The sequence below is a fragment of the Sphingomonas sp. TDK1 genome (assembly GCF_001650735.1).
Classification (GTDB): Bacteria; Pseudomonadota; Alphaproteobacteria; order Sphingomonadales; family Sphingomonadaceae; genus Sphingomonas.
Genome location: NZ_LXVY01000044.1, coordinates 11,961 through 30,484, shown reverse-complemented (window position 1 = coordinate 30,484; position 18,524 = coordinate 11,961). Strand labels below are relative to the sequence as shown.

General features: G+C 66.8%; 17 protein-coding genes. 9 read left to right on the top strand and 8 right to left on the bottom strand.

Annotation, left to right across the window (positions count from 1 at the left end; all coding sequences use genetic code 11):
- Nucleotides 1-33 precede the first annotated feature (33 nt).
- The 6 genes from A7X12_RS20190 to A7X12_RS20165 all read right to left on the bottom strand — a co-directional run bounded on the left by A7X12_RS20190 (nucleotide 34) and on the right by A7X12_RS20165 (nucleotide 6,236).
- A complete protein-coding gene (locus tag A7X12_RS20190; RefSeq protein WP_064313260.1) occupies nucleotides 34-2,745 on the bottom strand; it encodes a TonB-dependent receptor in 2,712 nt (903 codons plus the stop codon).
- A 281-nt stretch (nucleotides 2,746-3,026) separates the two neighbouring features.
- Nucleotides 3,027-3,509, bottom strand: a complete 483-nt coding sequence (locus tag A7X12_RS20185) for a GAF domain-containing protein (RefSeq protein WP_064313259.1) — start codon at nucleotides 3,507-3,509, stop codon at nucleotides 3,027-3,029.
- Nucleotides 3,510-3,706: 197 nt separating this feature from the next.
- Nucleotides 3,707-4,108, bottom strand: coding sequence for an alternative ribosome rescue aminoacyl-tRNA hydrolase ArfB (gene arfB, locus A7X12_RS20180; protein WP_064313258.1), 402 nt, complete (start codon nucleotides 4,106-4,108; stop codon nucleotides 3,707-3,709).
- The gene (locus tag A7X12_RS20175) at nucleotides 4,101-4,757 is read right to left on the bottom strand and encodes an RluA family pseudouridine synthase (protein WP_064313257.1); all 657 of its coding nucleotides are present in this window, start codon (nucleotides 4,755-4,757) and stop codon (nucleotides 4,101-4,103) included. The genes arfB and A7X12_RS20175 overlap by 8 nt, the downstream gene beginning before the upstream one ends.
- A 118-nt stretch (nucleotides 4,758-4,875) precedes the next feature.
- Nucleotides 4,876-5,478, bottom strand: a complete 603-nt coding sequence (gene wrbA / locus A7X12_RS20170) for an NAD(P)H:quinone oxidoreductase (RefSeq protein ID WP_064313256.1) — start codon at nucleotides 5,476-5,478, stop codon at nucleotides 4,876-4,878.
- A gap of 59 nt (nucleotides 5,479-5,537) precedes the next feature.
- Nucleotides 5,538-6,236 (bottom strand): pirin family protein, encoded by a 699-nt coding sequence (locus A7X12_RS20165; protein WP_064313255.1) that lies wholly within the window; start codon nucleotides 6,234-6,236, stop codon nucleotides 5,538-5,540.
- Nucleotides 6,237-6,349: 113 nt separating this feature from the next.
- Here A7X12_RS20165 and A7X12_RS20160 point away from each other — a divergent pair, with 113 nt between their 5' ends.
- The 4 genes from A7X12_RS20160 (at nucleotide 6,350) to A7X12_RS20145 (ending at nucleotide 9,679) form a co-directional block, all read left to right on the top strand.
- On the top strand, nucleotides 6,350-7,261 hold the full coding sequence (locus A7X12_RS20160) for a LysR family transcriptional regulator (RefSeq protein ID WP_064313254.1): 912 nt from the start codon (nucleotides 6,350-6,352) through the stop codon (nucleotides 7,259-7,261).
- Nucleotides 7,258-8,328, top strand: coding sequence for an AI-2E family transporter (locus A7X12_RS20155; RefSeq protein WP_064313253.1), 1,071 nt, complete (start codon nucleotides 7,258-7,260; stop codon nucleotides 8,326-8,328). The genes A7X12_RS20160 and A7X12_RS20155 overlap by 4 nt, the downstream gene beginning before the upstream one ends.
- Before the next feature lie 133 nt (nucleotides 8,329-8,461).
- Nucleotides 8,462-9,169, top strand: a complete 708-nt coding sequence (ctrA, locus tag A7X12_RS20150; RefSeq protein ID WP_064313252.1) for a response regulator transcription factor CtrA — start codon at nucleotides 8,462-8,464, stop codon at nucleotides 9,167-9,169.
- A 105-nt stretch (nucleotides 9,170-9,274) separates the two neighbouring features.
- Complete coding sequence (locus A7X12_RS20145) at nucleotides 9,275-9,679, top strand: diacylglycerol kinase family protein (protein WP_064313251.1); 405 nt, start codon at nucleotides 9,275-9,277, stop codon at nucleotides 9,677-9,679.
- A gap of 121 nt (nucleotides 9,680-9,800) precedes the next feature.
- Here A7X12_RS20145 and A7X12_RS20140 read toward each other — a convergent pair whose 3' ends face one another.
- A complete protein-coding gene (locus A7X12_RS20140; RefSeq protein WP_064313250.1) occupies nucleotides 9,801-10,448 on the bottom strand; it encodes an HPP family protein in 648 nt (215 codons plus the stop codon).
- Nucleotides 10,449-10,453: 5 nt separating this feature from the next.
- Nucleotides 10,454-12,121, bottom strand: a complete 1,668-nt coding sequence (locus tag A7X12_RS20135) for an amidohydrolase (protein WP_443029315.1) — start codon at nucleotides 12,119-12,121, stop codon at nucleotides 10,454-10,456.
- A 46-nt stretch (nucleotides 12,122-12,167) separates the two neighbouring features.
- Here A7X12_RS20135 and A7X12_RS20130 point away from each other — a divergent pair, with 46 nt between their 5' ends.
- The 5 genes from A7X12_RS20130 to A7X12_RS20110 all read left to right on the top strand — a co-directional run bounded on the left by A7X12_RS20130 (nucleotide 12,168) and on the right by A7X12_RS20110 (nucleotide 18,296).
- Nucleotides 12,168-13,412 (top strand): threonine ammonia-lyase, encoded by a 1,245-nt coding sequence (locus A7X12_RS20130; protein ID WP_064313249.1) that lies wholly within the window; start codon nucleotides 12,168-12,170, stop codon nucleotides 13,410-13,412.
- Nucleotides 13,412-14,017, top strand: a complete 606-nt coding sequence (locus tag A7X12_RS20125; protein ID WP_064313248.1) for a TIGR02466 family protein — start codon at nucleotides 13,412-13,414, stop codon at nucleotides 14,015-14,017. Before A7X12_RS20130 ends, A7X12_RS20125 begins: the two co-directional genes overlap by 1 nt.
- Nucleotides 14,018-14,161: 144 nt before the next feature.
- Complete coding sequence (locus A7X12_RS26495) at nucleotides 14,162-14,785, top strand: PEPxxWA-CTERM sorting domain-containing protein (protein WP_157105665.1); 624 nt, start codon at nucleotides 14,162-14,164, stop codon at nucleotides 14,783-14,785.
- A 123-nt stretch (nucleotides 14,786-14,908) separates the two neighbouring features.
- Nucleotides 14,909-17,152 carry a ribonuclease R gene (rnr, locus tag A7X12_RS20115; protein WP_064313246.1) on the top strand — a complete coding sequence of 748 codons (2,244 nt, stop codon included), beginning with the start codon at nucleotides 14,909-14,911 and terminating at the stop codon, nucleotides 17,150-17,152.
- Nucleotides 17,153-17,285: 133 nt separating this feature from the next.
- Nucleotides 17,286-18,296: a LacI family DNA-binding transcriptional regulator gene (locus A7X12_RS20110; RefSeq protein ID WP_064313245.1), complete on the top strand. Its 1,011-nt coding sequence runs from the start codon at nucleotides 17,286-17,288 to the stop codon at nucleotides 18,294-18,296.
- Nucleotides 18,297-18,524 lie beyond the last annotated feature (228 nt).

Below are 18,524 nucleotides of genomic sequence, written 5' to 3'. Positions count from 1 at the left end.
GCGGGGGCGGCTGGGTGCCGCCCCCGATGGGTCTTACATCTTCAGCGTGGCCGAGAGGTAGAAGCTGCGGCCGTAGAAGCTGCTCTCCTGCCACACGGCGGGATCGCGGAAATAGGCCTGTTCGCGGCTGTTGTTGAGGTTGATCACCCCGGCCGCGAAGCTGAGCCAGCTGTTCGGCGAATAGCCGCCGCTGAGGTCGAACTGGGTACGGCCGCGCACGATATGGCCTTCCCGCGCGAAGAAGCTGTCCGCGCTGTTCTGCTCGTAGCTGCTGCGGTGGTTCACCGAGAGGCGGATGTTGAAATGCTCGTTCTCCCAATAGGGCGAGACGTTCCACGTCACCTTCGACAGGTTGCGGATGGTGAAGCCGGTACCGATCGCCACCTTCTGCGGATAGACCCGCGTGAAATTGGCGAGGATGCCGAAGCCGTCCACCGGCAGGATGCGATCGAACGACTGGTTCCAGCTGACCTCGAAGCCCTTCACCTTGATGGTGCTGGGGTCGTTGAGCGTCTGGGTGATGTCGTAGATGTTCCCCTTCGCATCCACGCAGTCATTGCCCGCGGTGCTGAGCGACGTGCCGTTGAAGGAGGTCGGGCAGATCAGGCGCGAGAAGGTACCGTTCTTGATCCACTTGTAGAAGCCGTTGAGCGCGATCGCGCTCGAACGGGTGAAGTACCATTCTACGCCCAGGTCCAGCTGGTTCGCCGTCAGCGGCTTGAGACCGGCCTGGCCCAGATCCACCGTGATCGTGTTGGTGCCCGCCGGGAAGGTGTTGGGCGAGCTGCTGGTGGTCTGCGCCATGGACGTGTTGCTGTCCATGATCGGGCGCACCAGCACCTTTGCCGCGGCGAAGCGCACCTGCACCTTGCTGGTCGGCTCCAGCACGAGGTTCAGGCTGGGCAGCACGTTGTCGTAGCTCTGGCTGACGGCATAGTCGCCGATCTTCTGCTGGACTTCGTCATAGCCGTCGGCGCGCGGCGCGGTGATGTTGCCCTTCACCTTCTGCTTGGTGTGCTCGTAGCGCACGCCGAGATTCCCGCGCAGCGTCATCCCGCCGAGCTGCGTATCGATGCTTGCCATCGCATAGACCGAGGGCATGTAGCGATCGACATGATAGCTCGCCTCGGGCGCCGCAATGTCCGGCACGATGATGCCGGCGGCGGCCAGCGCCTTGTCATAGGCGCCGAGGTCCGGACCGATCCAGGCGCCGGCGATGCCGGAATCGCCGTTGAGGAAGCCGCTGACCGGATAGTTGTTGGTCGCCATCGCCGGGAAGATCGGGCTGGAAGGGACCGGCTGGTTGGCCAGCAGCGCGATCATATCGTGGCGGCTGACGTCGCGGTTGAAGGTCTCGTGGCGATATTTCGCGCCGACGCTCAGCTTGTTGATCGGCCCGAGCGCCACTTCCTTGTACAGATCGGCCTGACCCGAGGTTTCGCTCGATTCCATCCGGCGGGTGGCGCCGTTGGGGTATTCGTTCCGGGTCAGCGTCGCCGGGGCGTAGAGTGCCGGGTTGGAAAGGTCGGTGCCGACGCTGTACTTCACCGAGTCGGGGTTGGAGAAGTCGATGGTCGCGGTGGGGATCGTCACACCCAGGATGGCGGCAGCTTCGCGCTGATAGGTGCTGCCCTTGGTGTAGTTGAACACCGTGCGTGCCGACCAGCCATCTTCGCCCGTCCACTTGCCGGACAGCGTGTAATCCTGGCTGACGAGGTTACGATCCTCGTGCTGGCGGTTGTTTTCCATGGTGAAGTTGGTGGCTGTCGCCTTGGTCGCGACGCCCTTCACCACGTTGCTGGCGGCGATGTTCGACGTGTTGAACAGGAACACCTGCTGATTCACGTCATAGTCGGTGATGTCCTTGGCGTAGATTGCGCTCGCATCGATCTCGATCCGGTCGCTCGGGCGCCACTGCACGCCGCCGCTGCCCATCAGGCGTTCGGTGTCACGATCGATACGGCGATAGCGCGGGCGTCGCGGCACGAAGGTGTCGGCACCGGCGATCTTCTGGGTCGCCCAGCGGTCCATCCAGAAATAGTCGGCGCGGTCCTTCAGCTTCTGGTAGCCGAGGTTGACGTACACGCCCAGCGTGCCGTCGGCGAACTGGTCGACATAGCTGCCGCTGATCTTCGGCGTGATCTTGCCGCCGGCATAGTCGGAATTCTGGCCCTTGACCGAGAGGACCAGCTGGCGGTTCTTGTAGTCGAGCGGCTGCGTCGTCTGGATGTTGACGGTGCCGGAAAGGCCGCCTGCGTCCATGTCCGCCGTCGGCGACTTGATCACCTGGATGGCGTTGGCGAGTTCGGTCTGGATGATGTCGTAGCGGAAGCCGTCGGTGAAGTCCGCGCTCTTGAAGGTCTGACCATTTACCGTGGTCATCGCATATTGCGGACCCAGGCCGCGGATACTGATCGTCGCGCCGCGGCCGTTGATGTTCGACATCTGCACGCCGGAGATGCGCTGGATCGCCTCGGTGATGTTTTCGCTGGGGAATTTGCCGAGATCCTCGGCCGAGATGCCGTCCGTCACGCGCGTATCCTGGCGCTTGGCATCGATCGCGTTGTCGATTGCGGCGCGGATGCCGGTGACGACGATCTCGCCGCCTTCCTGCGCCGGTGCCGCGGTGTCGGTCTGCGCCTGTGCGGCGGTGGCGAAGCTCAACGCTGCCAGACATCCCGATGCGAGCCAGAGGCTGCGGATGTGGTGACGTTTGCTGCCCGTGTCGCTACCCGTCAATTTCATGTGAAAACCCCCAATGCTGGCGTGCTGCCGTTGGCCGCCGCGTCCCCGTGCCCTCCCGTGGCACTGTCGTTGGAGGACGCTGCAGGTCTACATTGGTCGGTATCGGTCTTATTGTGTCAAGGCCAATTTAATACAAAAACAAATTGTGGTATTACCACTTTGCCTGACGGAACGGTGAGTGTGGGGGGTAAGCGATTGAAAATAGGGGGCGCGACAAAGTGTCGCCGAACCGCAACAGGCCCGACGCAATCGCCCATCAGCGATGCGCGATGGTTCGGTTGTCAGGCGATGCGGGGTGCGAGGATCCGCATCAGCGCTTCACATCCGGCGGCATCACCGGAGTCGAAGCGGGCCGGCACGGGGCTGTCCAGATCCAGCACGCCCAGCAGCGCCCCCTGGTGCACGATCGGTACGACGAGTTCCGAGCGGCTATCGGCGTCGCAAGCGATATGGCCCGGGAAGGCATGGACGTCTTCTACCAGCTGAGTCTCGCGAGTCGCGGCGGCGGCGCCGCAGACGCCCTTGCCGAACGGGATGCGGATGCATGCCGCCTTGCCCTGGAACGGGCCCAGCACCAGCTCGTCGGCGACGTTGCGATAAAAGCCCGCCCAGTTGAGGTCGGGAAGATACTGGCCGATCAGCGCGGAGACGTTCGCCATGTTGGCGATCGGATCGGGCTCCGCGGCGGTCAGCGAGTCGAGGGCGGCGGCGAGGTCGCGATAAAGCTCGGCCTTGCTGTCGGCGGTGATGTCGAAGCTGTACATGGACGCGATGTAGGCGATCGTCGCGGCGGGTGCGAGGGGGGCTATTGGCGTCCCCGGTGTTTCCTCCCCGGCAGGGGGAGGTGGGCCGCGCAGCGGCTCGGAGGGGGAGGAAGCACAACGGCTGCCGTTCCGGCATCCTCCCCCTCCGTCACCTTCGACGCCACCTCCCCCTGGCGGGGGAGGATATGCGTCTGCCGCTAGTCGAAACTGACCTTGCCCCGCCCGGCCTTCACCGCCGAACGCCCCTTCTTGGCATCGACCCTGCGCGCCTTGGCGGCCTTGCTCGGCTTGGTCTTGATCCGCCGGGCCTGCCGCTCATGCGCCTTGTCGATCAGGTCGGACAGACGCTGGCGGGCGTCGGTACGGTTGGCATCCTGGGTGCGATATTGCCGCGCGGTGATCAGCAGCTCGCCGGCCGAGGTCATCCGGGTGCCGGCCAGTTCCTTCAGCCGTTCATAGGCATAGGGCGACAGGCCCAGCCGGAACACGTCCACCCGCAGCTGCACCGCGGTCGCCACCTTGTTGACATTCTGCCCGCCGGGGCCGGTCGCGGCGAGGAACTTCTCCTCGACGATCGCCTCGTCGGGGATCTCAGCCATTCGGGCGGCCGAAGCCGATGTGCTGGAAGCGCGCGGGCAGCGGCGCGTCGCCATGGACGTCGGGCTTGCCGGGGCGCGGCAGCGTGATCGATTGCGCATGCAGCATCAGCGCCGGGCCGCCGCGGCCATAGACGGGGTCCCCCACGATCGGGATGCCGATGCCCTCCAGCGCATGGACGCGAATCTGGTGGGTGCGACCGGTCTCGGGATAGAAAGCGACCAGGGCGCGGCCGTCATGGACTTCCATTCGCTTCCAGCGCGTGTGCGCGCGCTTGCCCTTGGGATCATGGGTCATGCGCCAGCCCTCTTCGATGCTGGAGACCTTGCCCAGCGGCAGGTCGATCTCGCCGCTCTCCGTCTCGGGCACGCCGTCGAGGATCGCGACATAGCGCTTGGTCACCTGGCCGGCCTCGAACGCCTGGCCGAAGCGCTTCATCGCCTTGGGGTTCCGCGCGAGCAGCAGGCAGCCGCTGGTATCGCGGTCGAGCCGGTGGACGGGGACGGGCAGGCGCTGGAAGCCGAAGGTGAGCTGGTCGAGCAGGTCCTCCAGGCTTTCGCTGCGATCGCGCGGGCGATCGACGGGGAGACCCGCCGGCTTGTCGATGATCAGCGCTTCGCCGTCGATGAAGAGTACCCGGTCCTTGAACATGGGCGGGATATAGCGCGCCGGGCGAAATGCGCGAGCCCGGATGCAAAAACGGCCGGAGCGGGGCTCCGGCCGTCCTTTGTGGACCGCGCGATACGCGACGGGCGCGGTCGTCGAGGGGTTACGCCTTCAGCTTCGCAGCGGTCTCGGCGATGCGGCGACCCTGGTAGCGGGCGCCGTCCAGCTCGGCTGCGCTCGGCAGGCGGCTGCCGTCACCGTCGGCGATGGTGGTCGCGCCATAGGGCGAGCCGCCCTTCACTTCGTCCACGCCGCCCTGGCCCTGATAGCCATAGTCGAGGCCGACGATGGTCATGCCGAAGTGCAGCAGGTTGGTGATGATCGAGAACAGCGTGGTCTCGTTGCCGCCATGCTGCGACGCGGTCGAGGTGAAGGCGCCGCCGACCTTGCCGTTCAGCTGGCCCTGGAACCACACGCCGCCGGCCTTGTCCCAGAATGCCGCCATCTGGCTGGCCATGCGGCCGAAACGGGTGGGGGTGCCGACGATGATGCCGTCATACTGCGCCAGCTGGTTGACGTCGTCGAGCACCGGGTGGCTCTCGTCGACGCGGAAGCCGGCAGCCTGGGCGACGTCGAACGGCGCGGTCTCGGCGACGCGGCGGACGTCGACGGTGGCACCGGCGCTGCGTGCGCCTTCGGCGACGGCATCGGCCATCTGCGCGATATGGCCGTAGGACGAGTAGTAGAGGACGAGGATCTTGGTCATGGCGATGTTCCTGTCATGGGAAGAAAGGGGGGCGGGTAGGCCGCCCCCTGGGGAAAGGGTTACTCGGCGTCGACGAGGACGATTTCGGCATCTTCGATCGCGGTGATCGTCACGGTCTGGCCACCCGACAGGGCTGCCCCATCCCGTGCATCGACGCGATCACCATCAAGGTTGATCGAACCAACCGCCGGTACAAGATACGCGTGGCGACCCTCACCTACGGTATAGGGTACGCTTTCGCCCGCCTTGAGCGTGGCGCCCAGCACGCGGGCGTCGGCGCGGATCGGCAGGGCGTCCTTGTCGTTCGCGAAGCCCGAGGCCAGCGTGACGAAGCGGCCCGAACGATCGCCCTTGGGGAAGGGCTTGGCGCCCCAGCTCGGCTGGCCGCCGGCCTCGCGCGGCAGGATCCAGATCTGGAAGATCCGGGTCGTCTCCGGCTCGAGATTATATTCCGCGTGCCGCACGCCGGTGCCCGCGCTCATCACCTGCACGTCGCCCGCCTCGGTGCGGCCCTTGTTGCCCATCGAGTCCTGGTGGGTGATCGCACCCGAGCGGACATAGGTGATGATTTCCATGTTCTGGTGCGGGTGCGGCGGGAAGCCCGAGTTGGGGGCGATCTCGTCGTCGTTCCACACCCGAAGCGCGCCCCAGCCCATCCGGGACGGGTCGTAATAGTCAGCGAAACTGAAATGGTGCTTGGCCTTGAGCCAGCCGTGATCGGCGCCGCCCAGGCTTTCGAAACTGCGTTTGTCGATCATCGCTGATCTCCCATGTGTTGCCGCCAAGATAGGGATCGGCATCGTCGCGTAAACGGAAACGTTGGAAACTGATCGTTTCATGATATGGCTTTGCCCGATCAGGAGGGGCGGGGATGAAGCTACCGGATTTCGAGGCCTGGGCGGTGTTCGCCAGCGTGGTGGAGCATCGCTCGTTCAGCGGCGCGGCACTGGCGCTGGGTGTCTCCAAGGCGACGGTATCCAAGGCGATCACGCGGCTGGAAGAGCGGCTGGGCACCGCGCTGTTCCACCGCACCTCGCGCCGGCTGACGCTCACCGACAGCGGGCAGCAGCTCGCCGAGCATGCCCAGCGCATCCTGGAAGACGGCCAGTCGGCGGAGGAAGCCGCGTTCGAATCGGCCAGCGCCCCTTCCGGCGTGGTGCGGCTCGCGGCGCCGCTCACCTTCGGCGCGCGCCACCTTTCCGGCGTGCTGGCCGAATTCATGACCGCGCACCCGCAAATCAAGGTCGAGCTCACCTTGTCGGACGCCTTCATCGACATCGTCGGCGAAGGCATCGACGTCGCGCTGCGCATAGCCGAACTGCCCGACAGCTCACTGCGTGCCCGCCGGCTGGGGCCGGTCGGCATTCATCTCGTGGCGGCGCCGTCCTATCTCGACCGCGCCGGGCGCCCGCAGCATCCGGCCGATCTCGCCCACCATGCCTGCTTCGTCTACACCAATACCGCGACGCCCGGTGTCTGGCGGTTCAAGAAGGCGGGCGGCGAGGAGGCGGCGGTGCGGGTCGATGGGCCGCTGCGCACCGATAACGGGGAAGCGATGCTCCCTGCGCTGCGAGCGGGACTGGGGATCGCCCGGCTGCCCGGCTTCTTGGTCGATGCCGATATCGGCGCAGGGCGGCTGGAGCCGATCCTGGCCGATTGGGTGGCCGGATCGGTAGGTCTGCACCTGGTCACGCCGCCGGGATCGCGTCGCCCCGTGCGCGTCGAAACGCTGATCGATTTTCTGACGGAGCGGTTGCGCAGCATCTGCGTTCGGGAGGCGTGAAGCGCCTCGTTCCCGATGATGCCGATGCGCGGTTTATCCGCCGCGTCCTGATCCTGCTCACCGTTGGTGCGGTGGTGGTCGCGCTGGTGCGCGCGGCCGATCTCCTGATCCTCACCTTCGGCGCCGTGCTGGGCGCGGTCGTCATCCGCGCCATTGCCGATCGCTATGCGCAGCTGGGCGTGCCGAAGCGCTGGTCGGTGGTCGCCTCGATGCTGAGCGTCCTCGCGGCGATCGCCTTCCTCGTCTGGCTGTTCGCGGTGCAGTTCGGTCCGCAGGTGGAGGCGCTGGTGCGCTCCATCCCGCAACTGGTCGCACGCCTAAAGGCATGGGCACAGGAAAGTCCTGTTGCCGCCAAATTCTATGACGCAGCCGAGGTGGCCTTTGCCGGTTCCCGCGTGGCGCGCGATGCGAGCGGTTTCGCGCTGGGTTCCTTCGAGCTTTTCCTGAATGCGCTGCTGCTGCTGGTGGGCGCCTTGTTCATGGCCGCCGATCCCGGCGTCTATCTGCGCGGCCTTCTGCTGCTGGCGCCGAAGGGGGACACGCGCGATGCGATCGCCGATGCGCTGGCGGACGTGGGCACGACCTTGCGGCTCTGGCTGCGCACCCAGCTGATCCTGATGACGAGCATGGGCCTGCTGGTGGGGGTGGGCCTGTGGATCGCGGGCGTGCCGTCGCCGGCGGCACTCGGGCTGCTGGCGGGGCTCAGCGAGTTCATTCCCTATGTCGGTCCCACCGCTGCCATGCTGCCGGCGCTCGGCCTTGCGGCCACGGGTGGTCCGGGGGCGTTGATCGGATGTCTGTTCGTGTTTGCGGGCGTGCGAATCATCCAGACGAACTTCCTGACGCCGTTCGTCCAGAGTCGCGTGATCTCCATTCCGCCGGCGGTCACCCTATTCGCGATCATCGGCATCGGCTTCGTCTTCGGCCTGTTCGGTCTGTTCTTCTCGGCCGCCCTGCTGGTGGTAATCTTCACGCTGGTGCGCAGCCTGTATCTACGTGAGGTTCTTGGGGAAGATATCGAGGTAAGGCCCCATGATTCACCGGATACGGTCGAACCCGATGCGTAGATTCCACAGGGCTTGCGGAACCGCCCGGCTTACGGGAAATTAACCTTTTGGCTTCATTGACGCTTAGGTTAATGAAGCGTCCAGCGCGTCGGGCATCGGGGCACGTCGTGTGGTGTGGACAGGGGAACCGGCAATGCGCGTGCTGCTGATCGAAGACGAGCCTAGCACAGCCAAGGCGATCGAACTGATCCTTTCGGGCGAAGGGTTCAACGTCTATACCACCGACCTCGGCGAGGAAGGCCTGGATCTGGCGAAGCTGTATGATTACGACATCATCCTGCTCGACCTGAACCTGCCGGACATGCATGGCTATGACGTGCTGAAGAAGGTGCGCACCGCGCGGGTGCAGACCCCGGTGCTGATCCTTTCCGGCATCAGCGAGATGGACTCGAAGGTCCGCTCGTTCGGCTTCGGCGCCGACGATTACGTCACCAAGCCGTTCCACCGCGAAGAGCTGGTCGCCCGCATCCACGCCGTGGTGCGCCGCTCGAAGGGCCATTCGCAGTCGGTCATCCGCACCGGCAAGCTGGCGGTGAACCTGGATGCCAAGACCGTCGAGGTCGACGGCGCCCGCGTGCACCTGACCGGCAAGGAATATGCGATGCTGGAGCTGCTCTCGCTTCGCAAGGGCACCACGCTGACCAAGGAGATGTTCCTCAACCATCTCTATGGCGGCATGGACGAGCCCGAACTCAAGATCATCGACGTCTTCATCTGCAAGCTGCGCAAGAAGCTGAGCATGGCATGCGAGGGCGACAATTACATCGAGACCGTCTGGGGCCGCGGCTATGTGCTGCGCGAGCCGGACGAAGCGCTGCAGGCCGATACCCAGGTCGCCTGATTTATCCAAGATCACGCAGGGGCGGGGCCGTCGTCACCTTCGGGTGGCGGCGGCCTTTTCGTTTCGGGGGTGGCGGCGTGGGGGCGGATCTGCCACGCTGGTCGGATGACGCTGCCCAAGGACCGACAAACCTCCCGAAAGGGCTTCAGCATTTCCGCGCGCCTGAAGAGCTTCCGCTACGCGATTCGAGGACTGCGCGTGCTGGTGCGCGAGGAGCATAATGCCCGGGTGCATCTGGCGGCTTCGCTTTGTGCGGTAGCTGTCGGCGCCGTCCTGCGACTGTCGTCGGCAGAATGGCGCTGGCTTGTGCTGGCGATTGCGCTGGTCTGGTTGGCCGAGGCGTTCAACACGGCGATCGAGGATCTGTGTGACCGGATCTGTCCGGACTTCGATCCCGCGATCGGCCGGATCAAGGATCTGGCGGCGGGCGGGGTGCTGGTGGCAACGCTCGCGGCGGCGGCGATCGGGGTGTTTACGCTGGGCCCGCCGTTGTTGCGGGCACTGACCTAAGAAAGCCCCTCCCCTTCAGGGGAGGGGCTGGGGGTGGGGCCTGAGCTGGAAGCGAGTCCTCGGCTGGTCGGTCATCCCCCACCCCAACCCCTCCCCTGAAGGGGAGGGGCTTTTGCTTGCTTTACCCGCGTCGCGCTGCCGCATTGTTTTCGGCGCGGGCGAGCAGCGCGAGCAGATCCTCGCGGCTGACGTCGAAGGCCTCGCCGGATTCCTCCAGCGCCGCGTCGATATCCGCCGGCAACAGGCCCGGCGCAGGCGGCGCCGGCTGCGCCCGGTGCGGGTAGCTGTGGCCGGTGAAGCGATGGACCAGCACCCCGCACAGCGTCAGCAGCACCGCGTTTAGCCCGATCGGCAGCAGCACGAAGCCGAGTCCCTTTGCCAGCACCGCGGGCGCGAGCACCGGCAGCAGCACCGTGCCGCCGCCCGGCGGGTGCAGACTGCGGGTCAGCGACATCGCTAGGATCGCCAGCCCCACCGCGGCCCCCGCCGCGAGCGCGCCATGCCCCAGCGACCACGCCACCGCCAGCCCGACCAGCGCCGAAATCCCGTTCCCGCCGATCACGCGCCAGGGCTGTGCCAGCGGGCTCGACGGCACCGCGAACACCAGCACCGCCGAGGCGCCGATCGGCGCCGCGAGCAGGATCGCCGTCGTGCGGTCGAAACCGACCAGCGCCGATACCCAGGCGGTCGCCCCGATGCCGATCGCGCCACCCAGCGCCGCGCCGATCCGGCCGCGCCACTGCGCGCCGGCCATCGCCAGCCGGAACATGGGGCCTAGGGCTTCGCGCCCCAGGCGCGGCGGCCGCCGACCCAGGTCTCGACCACCTTGGTGCCGCGCAGCTCGGCGGGCGAGACGGTCAGCGGGTCGCGGTCGAGGATCAGGAAGTCGGCCCACAGCCCCGGGGCCAGCCGCCCGATCTTGTCGTCGGCGAAGCCGGCATAGGCCGCGCCGATGGTGAAGCCCGCCCAGCCTTCCTCACGGGTCAGCTTCTCCTCGGGGCGCCAGCCACCCGGCGGGTTGCCGCTCGCATCCTGACGGGTGAAGCTTGCCGCCCAGCCCGCCCAGGGATCGGGGCTCTCGACCGGATAGTCCGAGCCGAAGGCCAGGTGCGTCCCGTCGCGGAGCATCGTCTTCCAGGCATAGGCACCGGCGAGCCGGTCCTGCCCCAGCCGGGCCTCGGCCATCGTCCGGTCGCTGGTCTGGTGGACCGGCTGCATCGAGGCGATCGCGCCCAGCTTGGCGAAGCGCGGCAGGTCCTTGGGATCGATGATCTGGGCATGCTCGATCCGCCAGCGGCGATCGCCCTTGTAGGTCTCGGACAGGATCTCGATCGCGTCGAGCACCTGCTGGTTCGCACGGTCGCCGATCGCGTGGACGGCGAGCTGGAAATTGTCCATCGCGCCGCGCGCCATCAGGTTGAGCAGCTGGTCGTCGGTGAGGAAGCCCAGCCCCTTGTTGCCCGGCGCGTCGCTGTAATCGGCCTTGAGCCACGCCCCGCGCGAACCGAGCGCGCCATCGGCATAGAGCTTGATGCCGCCCATCCGCAGCCGGTCGCCATAGAGCCAGGGCGTCGGCCCGGCGCCCGCCACGCGAAGCGCGGTGTCGACGCCGTGCGCATAGCTCAGGATGCGGAGGTGGAGCTGGCCGATATCGGCCATGCCGCGCATCGTCTCCCAGTCGTCGACCGTCGTGCCCATGTCGGCGGTGGCGGTGATGCCGAGCGAGAGCAGCTTCTGCTGGGCCGCGAGGAACGCGGCGTTGCGCTCGCGCGGGGTCGGCTGCGGCACGACCTTGGCGACCAGCTCGGTCGCGGCATCGACCAGCACGCCGGTGGGCTTGCCGCTCGCGTCGCGTTCGATGCGCCCGCCGGCGGGGTCCTTGGTCGCGGCGTTAACGCCGGCGAGTTCGAGCGCCTTGCTGTTCGCCCAGCCCGCATGGCCGTCGACCCGTTCCAGCCAGACCGGGCGATCGCTTACCGCGCGGTCGAGATCGGCGGCGGTGGGGAAGCGGCCGAGCTTCCAGGCTTCCTGGTTCCAGCCGCGGCCGAGCACCCATTTCGCCCGGCTCTTGCCTGCATAGTCGCCGATGCGGGCGAGGGCGTCGTCAAGGCTGGTGGTGGCCGACAGATCGAGCTGAAGCTGCTGGAAGCCCAGCCCCATGAAATGGCCGTGCGCATCGATCATGCCCGGCACGATCGTCGCGCCCTTCAGGTCCAGTCGCCAGACCAGCTTCTTGGGCCGCTTCTGCCCCTTGGCGTAGACCGCGACCACCTTGCCATAGGGGTCGATCTGCAGCGCCTCGAAGCGCACCACCGCGCCCTTGGCATCGAGCGTGATGCCGTTGACATTGTCAACGATTCCATCGGCCTGGGCGGCGGGCGCGAGCAGCAGGGCGGTGGCGGCGGCAAGCCGCTTGAGGCGCGTGAACATGGGTGCGGGCATAGGGCCTGTTCCCCTGCCGCGCCAGATGGTCTAGGCGGGCAGGATCATGGCTACCAAAGCAGCAAACGCGCCCGCCTCGCTCCCCGTGTCGATCGACGATGTCCGTGCGGCGGCCCAGCGAATTTCGGGCGCGGTGGTGCGCACGCCGACGCTGCACAGCCGCACGCTGTCGCAGCTGACCGGCGCGAACGTGTATCTGAAGTTCGAGAATCTCCAGTTCACCGCCGCCTACAAGGAACGCGGCGCGCTCAACACGCTGCTGCAACTGGATGCCGAAGCGCGGTCCAAGGGCGTGATCGCGGCGTCCGCCGGCAACCATGCGCAGGGACTGGCCTATCACGCGACCCGGCTGGGCATCCCCAGCACGATCGTGATGCCCAAGAACACGCCGATCGTGAAGGTCACCCAGACCGAAGGCCACGGCGCCAATGTCGTGCTCCACGGCGAGACCTTCGACGCCGCCTACCAGCACTCCCGCGAGCTCGAGGCGGAGCGCGGCTTCACCTTCATCCACCCGTTCGACGATCCCCGCGTGATCGCCGGCCAGGGCACGGCGACGCTGGAACTGCTCGAGGACGTGCCGGGCATCGACACGCTGGTCGTGCCGATCGGCGGCGGCGGGCTGATCTCGGGCGCGGCGGTGGTCGCCAAGGCGCAGGACCGGTCGATCGAGGTGCTGGGCGTCCAGGCCGAGCTCTACCCGTCGATGTACAACCGGGTGCACCACACCGAGATGCCGTGCGCGGGCGACACGCTCGCCGAGGGCATCGCGGTGAAGTATCCCGGCACCATCACCGCGAAGATCGTCGAGGCGCTGGTCGACGACATCGTGCTGGTCGGCGAACGCCGGCTGGAAGAGTCGGTGAGCCTGCTGCTCCAGATCGAGAAGACGGTGGTCGAGGGGGCAGGGGCTGCCGGCCTCGCCGCGCTGCTCTCCGAGCCGGAGCGCTTCAAGGGCAAGACCGTCGGCACCATCCTGTGCGGCGGCAATATCGATACGCGGCTGCTCGCCAATGTGCTGCTGCGCGACCTTGCCCGCTCGGGCCGGCTCGCGCGTCTGCGCATTCGCCTGCAGGACCGCCCGGGCGCGCTGTTCCACGTCGCGCGGATCTTCCACGAGCAGGGCGTGAACATCATCGAGGTGTATCACCAGCGCGTGTTCACCTCGCTGCCCGCCAAGGGGCTGGTGACCGACATCGAGTGCGAGACTCGCGACCGCAACCATCTCGATCGGCTGATCACCGCGCTGCGCCGCGCGCAATATGAAGTGAGCATGGTCGAGTCCGCCTGATGCGTACGCTGTTCTCGACCCTGCTCTACCAGCAGCCGCTGGGCGACGACGCGCTGGTTGCCGATCTCGAAACCTCATGCCTCCAACTGGCCGAGGACGACACCGCCGGGCGTCGCTGGTGCCGCGAGAACCATTATCGCGGCTACACCAGCTATGCCTCCCTGAACGACCTGCCGATCCGAGACCCGGCCTTCGCCGATCTCAAGCGGTTGCTCGACAAGCATGTCGCGAAGTTCGCCGAGGCGTGTGCGTTCGACCTGGGCGGGCGCAAGCTCAAGCTCGACAGCCTGTGGGTAAACGTGCTCGACGGCAAGGGCGGGCACGGTGCGCACATCCACCCGCACAGCGTCGTCTCGGGCACCGTATATGTCGCGCTGCCGCCGGGCGCGCGCGGTCTCAAGCTGGAAGATCCGCGACTCGCCATGATGATGGCCGCGCCGACGCGGCGGCCCGATGCGCCAGAGTCGCTCCAGCCCTTCATCGAAGTAGTCCCGGAACCAGGCACGATTTTGCTATGGGAAAGCTGGCTTCGTCATGAAGTGCCCCCTGGCGACGGAAAAGAAAAGGAAAAGCGGATCAGCGTCAGCTTCAACTATCGCTGGTAGGCTTAACGTCGCTGCTCGGTGACTGTTCCGATGCGGGACGTGCGATCGTTTCCTCAATGTGTCTGATACTTCGCTGTGGTGGTATAGAACTGGCCGTCGACAAAAGTCGATTGGTGGGGGACAACCACACAGAGAGGATCAACCATGAAAGCTTTACGCCATATTGCGTTGGCATCGATCGCGCTCGTCTCCGCGACGGCTGCAAATGCCCAAATATCCGGTTCCCTAGGCAGCGCGGGCGGCGCTTTGCTGGCATTGACGTCTGCAGGATTGAACGGCGGCTCCGTCGCCACCTTGTCGGGCGGGTCTGTCCTTTCTTCGAGCACCGGCTATGCGGCGATGCCGGTCGGCACGGTGGGCAACTTCCTTGCTGCAGGTCCGACCGCCGGTGAGCCGGCCATCCTGACGTTTACGCCCGGCACGAAGTATCTCAGCTTCCTCTGGGGGTCGCCCGACACCTACAACAGGTTCACCGTCAATACGTCGCTGGGCAACACGGCGATATTCACCGCAACGGGCTTGGGCTTCTCCCAGTCCGGTGGACAGCAGGGCTTTGCGCAGGCTGTGCAGTTCAAGACGCTGAGCGCCGGCGAGTATTTCACCACCGTCAGCTTTGCGAACTCGCCGTCGTCCAATGCCTTCGAGGTTTCGAACTTCCGCTCGGCGGTGCCGGAGCCGGCTGCCTGGGGCATGCTTATCCTCGGCTTTGGCGCGGCGGGCGGTGTGATGCGCCGTCGTCGCGATATGACGCGCCTGGCACACGCCTGACCTTCCGCGCGCTTCGGCGCCCTGTGGATGCCGGCGTCTCCCTGGGGAGGCGTCGGCATCTTCGCGCATGGGGGCCGTTATCGCGATTGGTTTGTACGGCCCCAACGCCTATGTTGCGGGCCAATGGCTAAGAACAGAACAAGCGCAGGGTTGCCGACGCGGCAGCAGATTCTCGATTTTATCGCGTCCTCGAACACGCCCGCCGGCAAGCGTGAGATCGCCAAGGCGTTCGGGCTGAGCGCGCAGGACAAGATCCTGCTCAAGGCGCTCCTGAAGGATATGAGCGACGAAGGGCTGATCGACGTCGCGCCCGGGCGCGCGTTTCACAAGATGGGCGGGTTGCCCAAGGTGACCGTGCTGCGGATCACCGACGCCGATGGCGACACGACCTGGGCGGTGCCCGAGCGCTGGGAGGCCGAGCACGTCCCCGCGCCACGGCTCCGCGTCCGCGAGCTGCGCGGCAAGCGTTCGGCCCTGGGCGTGGGCGATCGCATCCTCGCCCGCACCGAAGAGGCGGGCAACGGCTGGATCGCGCATCCGATGAAGACACTCGCCCGCGGCGAGGTACTGATGCTCGGCGTGCTGCATGAGGAGGGCGGCAAGCTCTGGCTGCAGGGCGTGGAGAAGAAGGAGCGGCGCAGCTGGCCGGTCTCCGACGCCGGCGGCGCGGAGCCGGGCGACCTGGTGCTGGCCGAGAAGGCTGGACGGCCGCCCCGGATCACCGCGCGGGTGGTCGAGCGGCTGGGCGACCCGTTCGCGCCGCGCAGCTTCTCGCTGATCGCGATCCACCGCCACGGCATCCCCAACGTCTTCTCGGAGGAGCTGCTGGACGAGGCCGAGCGCGTCGCCAGGCAGCCGCTGGGCGAGGGGCGCGAGGATCTGCGCCACCTGCCGATCGTCGCGATCGACCCCGCCGATGCGCGCGACCATGACGATGCCGTCTGGGCAACCCCCGATGACGACCCCGCCAATGAGGGCGGCTGGAAGGCGATCGTCGCGATCGCCGACGTGTCCTTCTACGTCCGCCCCGGTTCCGAACTGGATCGCGAGGCGCGCAAGCGGGGCAACTCGGTGTACTTCCCCGATCGCGTCGTGCCGATGTTGCCGGAAGTGCTGTCGGCGGACGTGTGCTCGCTGAAGGAGGGCGTAGACCGCGCCGCGCTCGCCTGCCATCTGCAAGTGACCAAGAGCGGCACGCTCAAGAGCTGGCGGTTCACCCGCGCCGTGGTGCGGCTGGCGGCGAACATCGCCTATGAGGACGCGCAGGCGGCGATTGACGGCGCGCTGGAGAACCCGCTCACCGAAACCGCGCTGCGTCCGCTCTGGGACTGCTGGCACGCGCTCAACGCCGCGCGCGAGAAGCGTGAGCCGCTCGACCTCGACCTGCCCGAGCGCCGCATCGTGCTCGACGAAAAGGGCCGCATCCTTTCGGTCGCACCGCGCGAGCGGCTCGATGCGCACAAGCTGATCGAGGATTACATGATCGCCGCCAATGTCGCCGCCGCCAAGGCGCTGGAGGCCAAGAAGACGCCGGTGATGTACCGCATCCACGAGCCGCCGGCGCGCGAGAAGCTCACGGCGCTCAAGGAGTATCTCAAAACGTTCGACGTGGAGTTCGCGTTGGGCCAGGTGATCCGCCCGGCGACCTTCAACCGCATCCTGGACCGGGTGGGCGAGGAAGAATTCCGCCCGCAGGTGATGGAGCAGGTGCTGCGCACCCAGACCCAGGCCTATTACGGTCCCGAGAATGTCGGCCATTTCGGGCTGGCGCTCGGCTCCTACGCCCACTTCACCTCGCCGATCCGCCGTTATGCCGATCTGATCGTGCACCGCGCGCTGGTCGACGCCTATCGGCTGGGGCCGGGCGGACTGACGGCCGAGGAAGCCGGCAGCATGGACCGGATCGGCCAGTCGATCAGCCAGCTCGAGCGCCGCGCGATGGAGGCGGAGCGCGAGACGATCGATCGCTATGTCGCAGCCTATCTCGCCGCGCATGTCGGCGAGGTGATGGAGGCCCGGATCACCGGGGTGCAGAATTTCGGTTTCTTCGCGACCGTGGAAGGGGTGGGCGGCGACGGCCTCGTCGCCGCGCGCGACCTGGGTGCCGAATATTTCCACTTCGACGAAGCCGGCAAACGACTGGTCGGCGAGCATAGCGGCGAGGAATTCACGCTGGGCCAGCGGATCGAGCTTCGGCTGGTGGAGGCCAACCCCATCTCCGGCGCGCTGCGGTTCGAGCTGCCCGACGGCAAGGGTTCCGCCGGCGGGCCCCAGCGCACGGGCCGTCCCGGCAAGGGCGCGCCCAAGCGGGTCCTCCACCGCCGCGGGCGGCCGGGCAACATCCGGCACCAGGGGCGCAAGCGTTGAGGCGAGGCGCTGCCGGGCCGTTCGTCTGGCAGCGCTGTCCAAAGTCAGTGCAAAGGCGGAACGGACGCGCTACAAGCTGTCACAGAGAGCATATTGCAATGCCGAAATGACGCTGTTCAGCGAAGGAGTGAGAATGTCCGGCCGCCCGACGATCAAGGAAGTCTCGAAGATCGCAGGGGTGTCTTTCAAGACCGTGTCGCGGGTGTTGAACAACGAAAAACATGTGAGCGAAGAGACGCGACGGCGCGTCGAGGAGGTGGTGGCGCAGCTCAATTTTCGCCCAAGCCATGCTGCGCGCACGCTCGCCGGACGGCGCTCTTTCCAAGTGGCGCTGCTCTACGACAATCCCAGCCCCTATTATGTCTTCCACATCCAGTCCGGCGCGCTGGAGCGGTGCCATGAGCTTGGCTATCGCCTGCTGATGCAGCCGATCGACAGCACCGCGCCGGATATGGTGTCCGATGTTCTGGCGCTGGTCGATGAAGCGCATCTGGACGGCGTGATCCTCTCGCCGCCGCTTACCGAGATGCCGGAACTGATCGAGGCACTGGACAAGCGGAAGCTGCCTTATGTTCGCATCGCGCCCGGCCTTCGGAAGGATCATGGGCTCGCCACCACGATGAACGACGTGGCGGCCGCGCGCGAGATCGTGCGTCACCTGATCGATCTGGGGCACCGCCGGATCGCCTTCATCCGCGGGCCGGAAAGCCATGTGTCGTCCGCGGATCGCCTTGCCGGCTATCGGCAGGAACTGGAAGCGCACGGCATCGCCTTCGACCCGGCGCTGGTGATCGCGGGCGATTACAGCTTCGGCTCGGGCGGCGCGGCGGCACGGGGGCTGTTCGCGCGCGCCCCGCGGCCGACCGCGATCTTCGCCGGCAACGACGATATGGCGGCAGGCGCGCTGGCGGCGGCGCATGAGGCGGACATTGCGGTGCCGGAGGCGCTATCGATCGCCGGCTTCGACGATTCGGATCTGGCGCGGGCGGTATGGCCGCCGCTCACCACCATTCGCCAGCCCGTTCGCGAACTTGCCTATGCGGCAGCGGACCTGATGCTGTCGGGCAAGGCGCTCACCCCGCAGGTGATGCTGGAGCACGAACTCATGGTGCGTGCCACGACCGGCCCCGCGCCCAGGGGCTGAGTTCTTCTGTATCCTCCCCCGCCAGGGAGAGGTTGCGCCCAAGGCGACGGAGGGGGCGATTGCCGGAACCTCTCGAACCGTCTGCTTCCCCCCTCCGAGCCGCTGCACGGGCCACCTCCCCCGGGCGGGAAAGGATTACGACGGCGCGAAGCAGCGCATCCCGCCCCGGGACGGCGTTAACCATGGTTGATGCTGGTCGAATTGGTAAACAGGGCGTTAACCTAACGC

Excerpts from the sequence above, each read along its gene's own strand:
- A7X12_RS20190 (WP_064313260.1), bottom strand. The coding sequence starts at position 2,745 with ATGAAATTGACGGGTAGCGACACGGGCAGCAAACGTCACCACATCCGC.
- A7X12_RS20185 (WP_064313259.1), bottom strand. The coding sequence starts at position 3,509 with ATGTACAGCTTCGACATCACCGCCGACAGCAAGGCCGAGCTTTATCGC.
- arfB (WP_064313258.1), bottom strand. The coding sequence starts at position 4,108 with ATGGCTGAGATCCCCGACGAGGCGATCGTCGAGGAGAAGTTCCTCGCC.
- A7X12_RS20175 (WP_064313257.1), bottom strand. The coding sequence starts at position 4,757 with ATGTTCAAGGACCGGGTACTCTTCATCGACGGCGAAGCGCTGATCATC.
- wrbA (WP_064313256.1), bottom strand. The coding sequence starts at position 5,478 with ATGACCAAGATCCTCGTCCTCTACTACTCGTCCTACGGCCATATCGCG.
- A7X12_RS20165 (WP_064313255.1), bottom strand. The coding sequence starts at position 6,236 with ATGATCGACAAACGCAGTTTCGAAAGCCTGGGCGGCGCCGATCACGGC.
- A7X12_RS20160 (WP_064313254.1), top strand. The coding sequence starts at position 6,350 with ATGAAGCTACCGGATTTCGAGGCCTGGGCGGTGTTCGCCAGCGTGGTG.
- ctrA (WP_064313252.1), top strand. The coding sequence starts at position 8,462 with ATGCGCGTGCTGCTGATCGAAGACGAGCCTAGCACAGCCAAGGCGATC.
- A7X12_RS20145 (WP_064313251.1), top strand. The coding sequence starts at position 9,275 with ATGACGCTGCCCAAGGACCGACAAACCTCCCGAAAGGGCTTCAGCATT.
- A7X12_RS20140 (WP_064313250.1), bottom strand. The coding sequence starts at position 10,448 with ATGTTCCGGCTGGCGATGGCCGGCGCGCAGTGGCGCGGCCGGATCGGC.
- A7X12_RS20135 (WP_443029315.1), bottom strand. The coding sequence starts at position 12,121 with ATGCCCGCACCCATGTTCACGCGCCTCAAGCGGCTTGCCGCCGCCACC.
- A7X12_RS20130 (WP_064313249.1), top strand. The coding sequence starts at position 12,168 with ATGGCTACCAAAGCAGCAAACGCGCCCGCCTCGCTCCCCGTGTCGATC.
- A7X12_RS20125 (WP_064313248.1), top strand. The coding sequence starts at position 13,412 with ATGCGTACGCTGTTCTCGACCCTGCTCTACCAGCAGCCGCTGGGCGAC.
- A7X12_RS26495 (WP_157105665.1), top strand. The coding sequence starts at position 14,162 with ATGAAAGCTTTACGCCATATTGCGTTGGCATCGATCGCGCTCGTCTCC.
- rnr (WP_064313246.1), top strand. The coding sequence starts at position 14,909 with ATGGCTAAGAACAGAACAAGCGCAGGGTTGCCGACGCGGCAGCAGATT.
- A7X12_RS20110 (WP_064313245.1), top strand. The coding sequence starts at position 17,286 with ATGTCCGGCCGCCCGACGATCAAGGAAGTCTCGAAGATCGCAGGGGTG.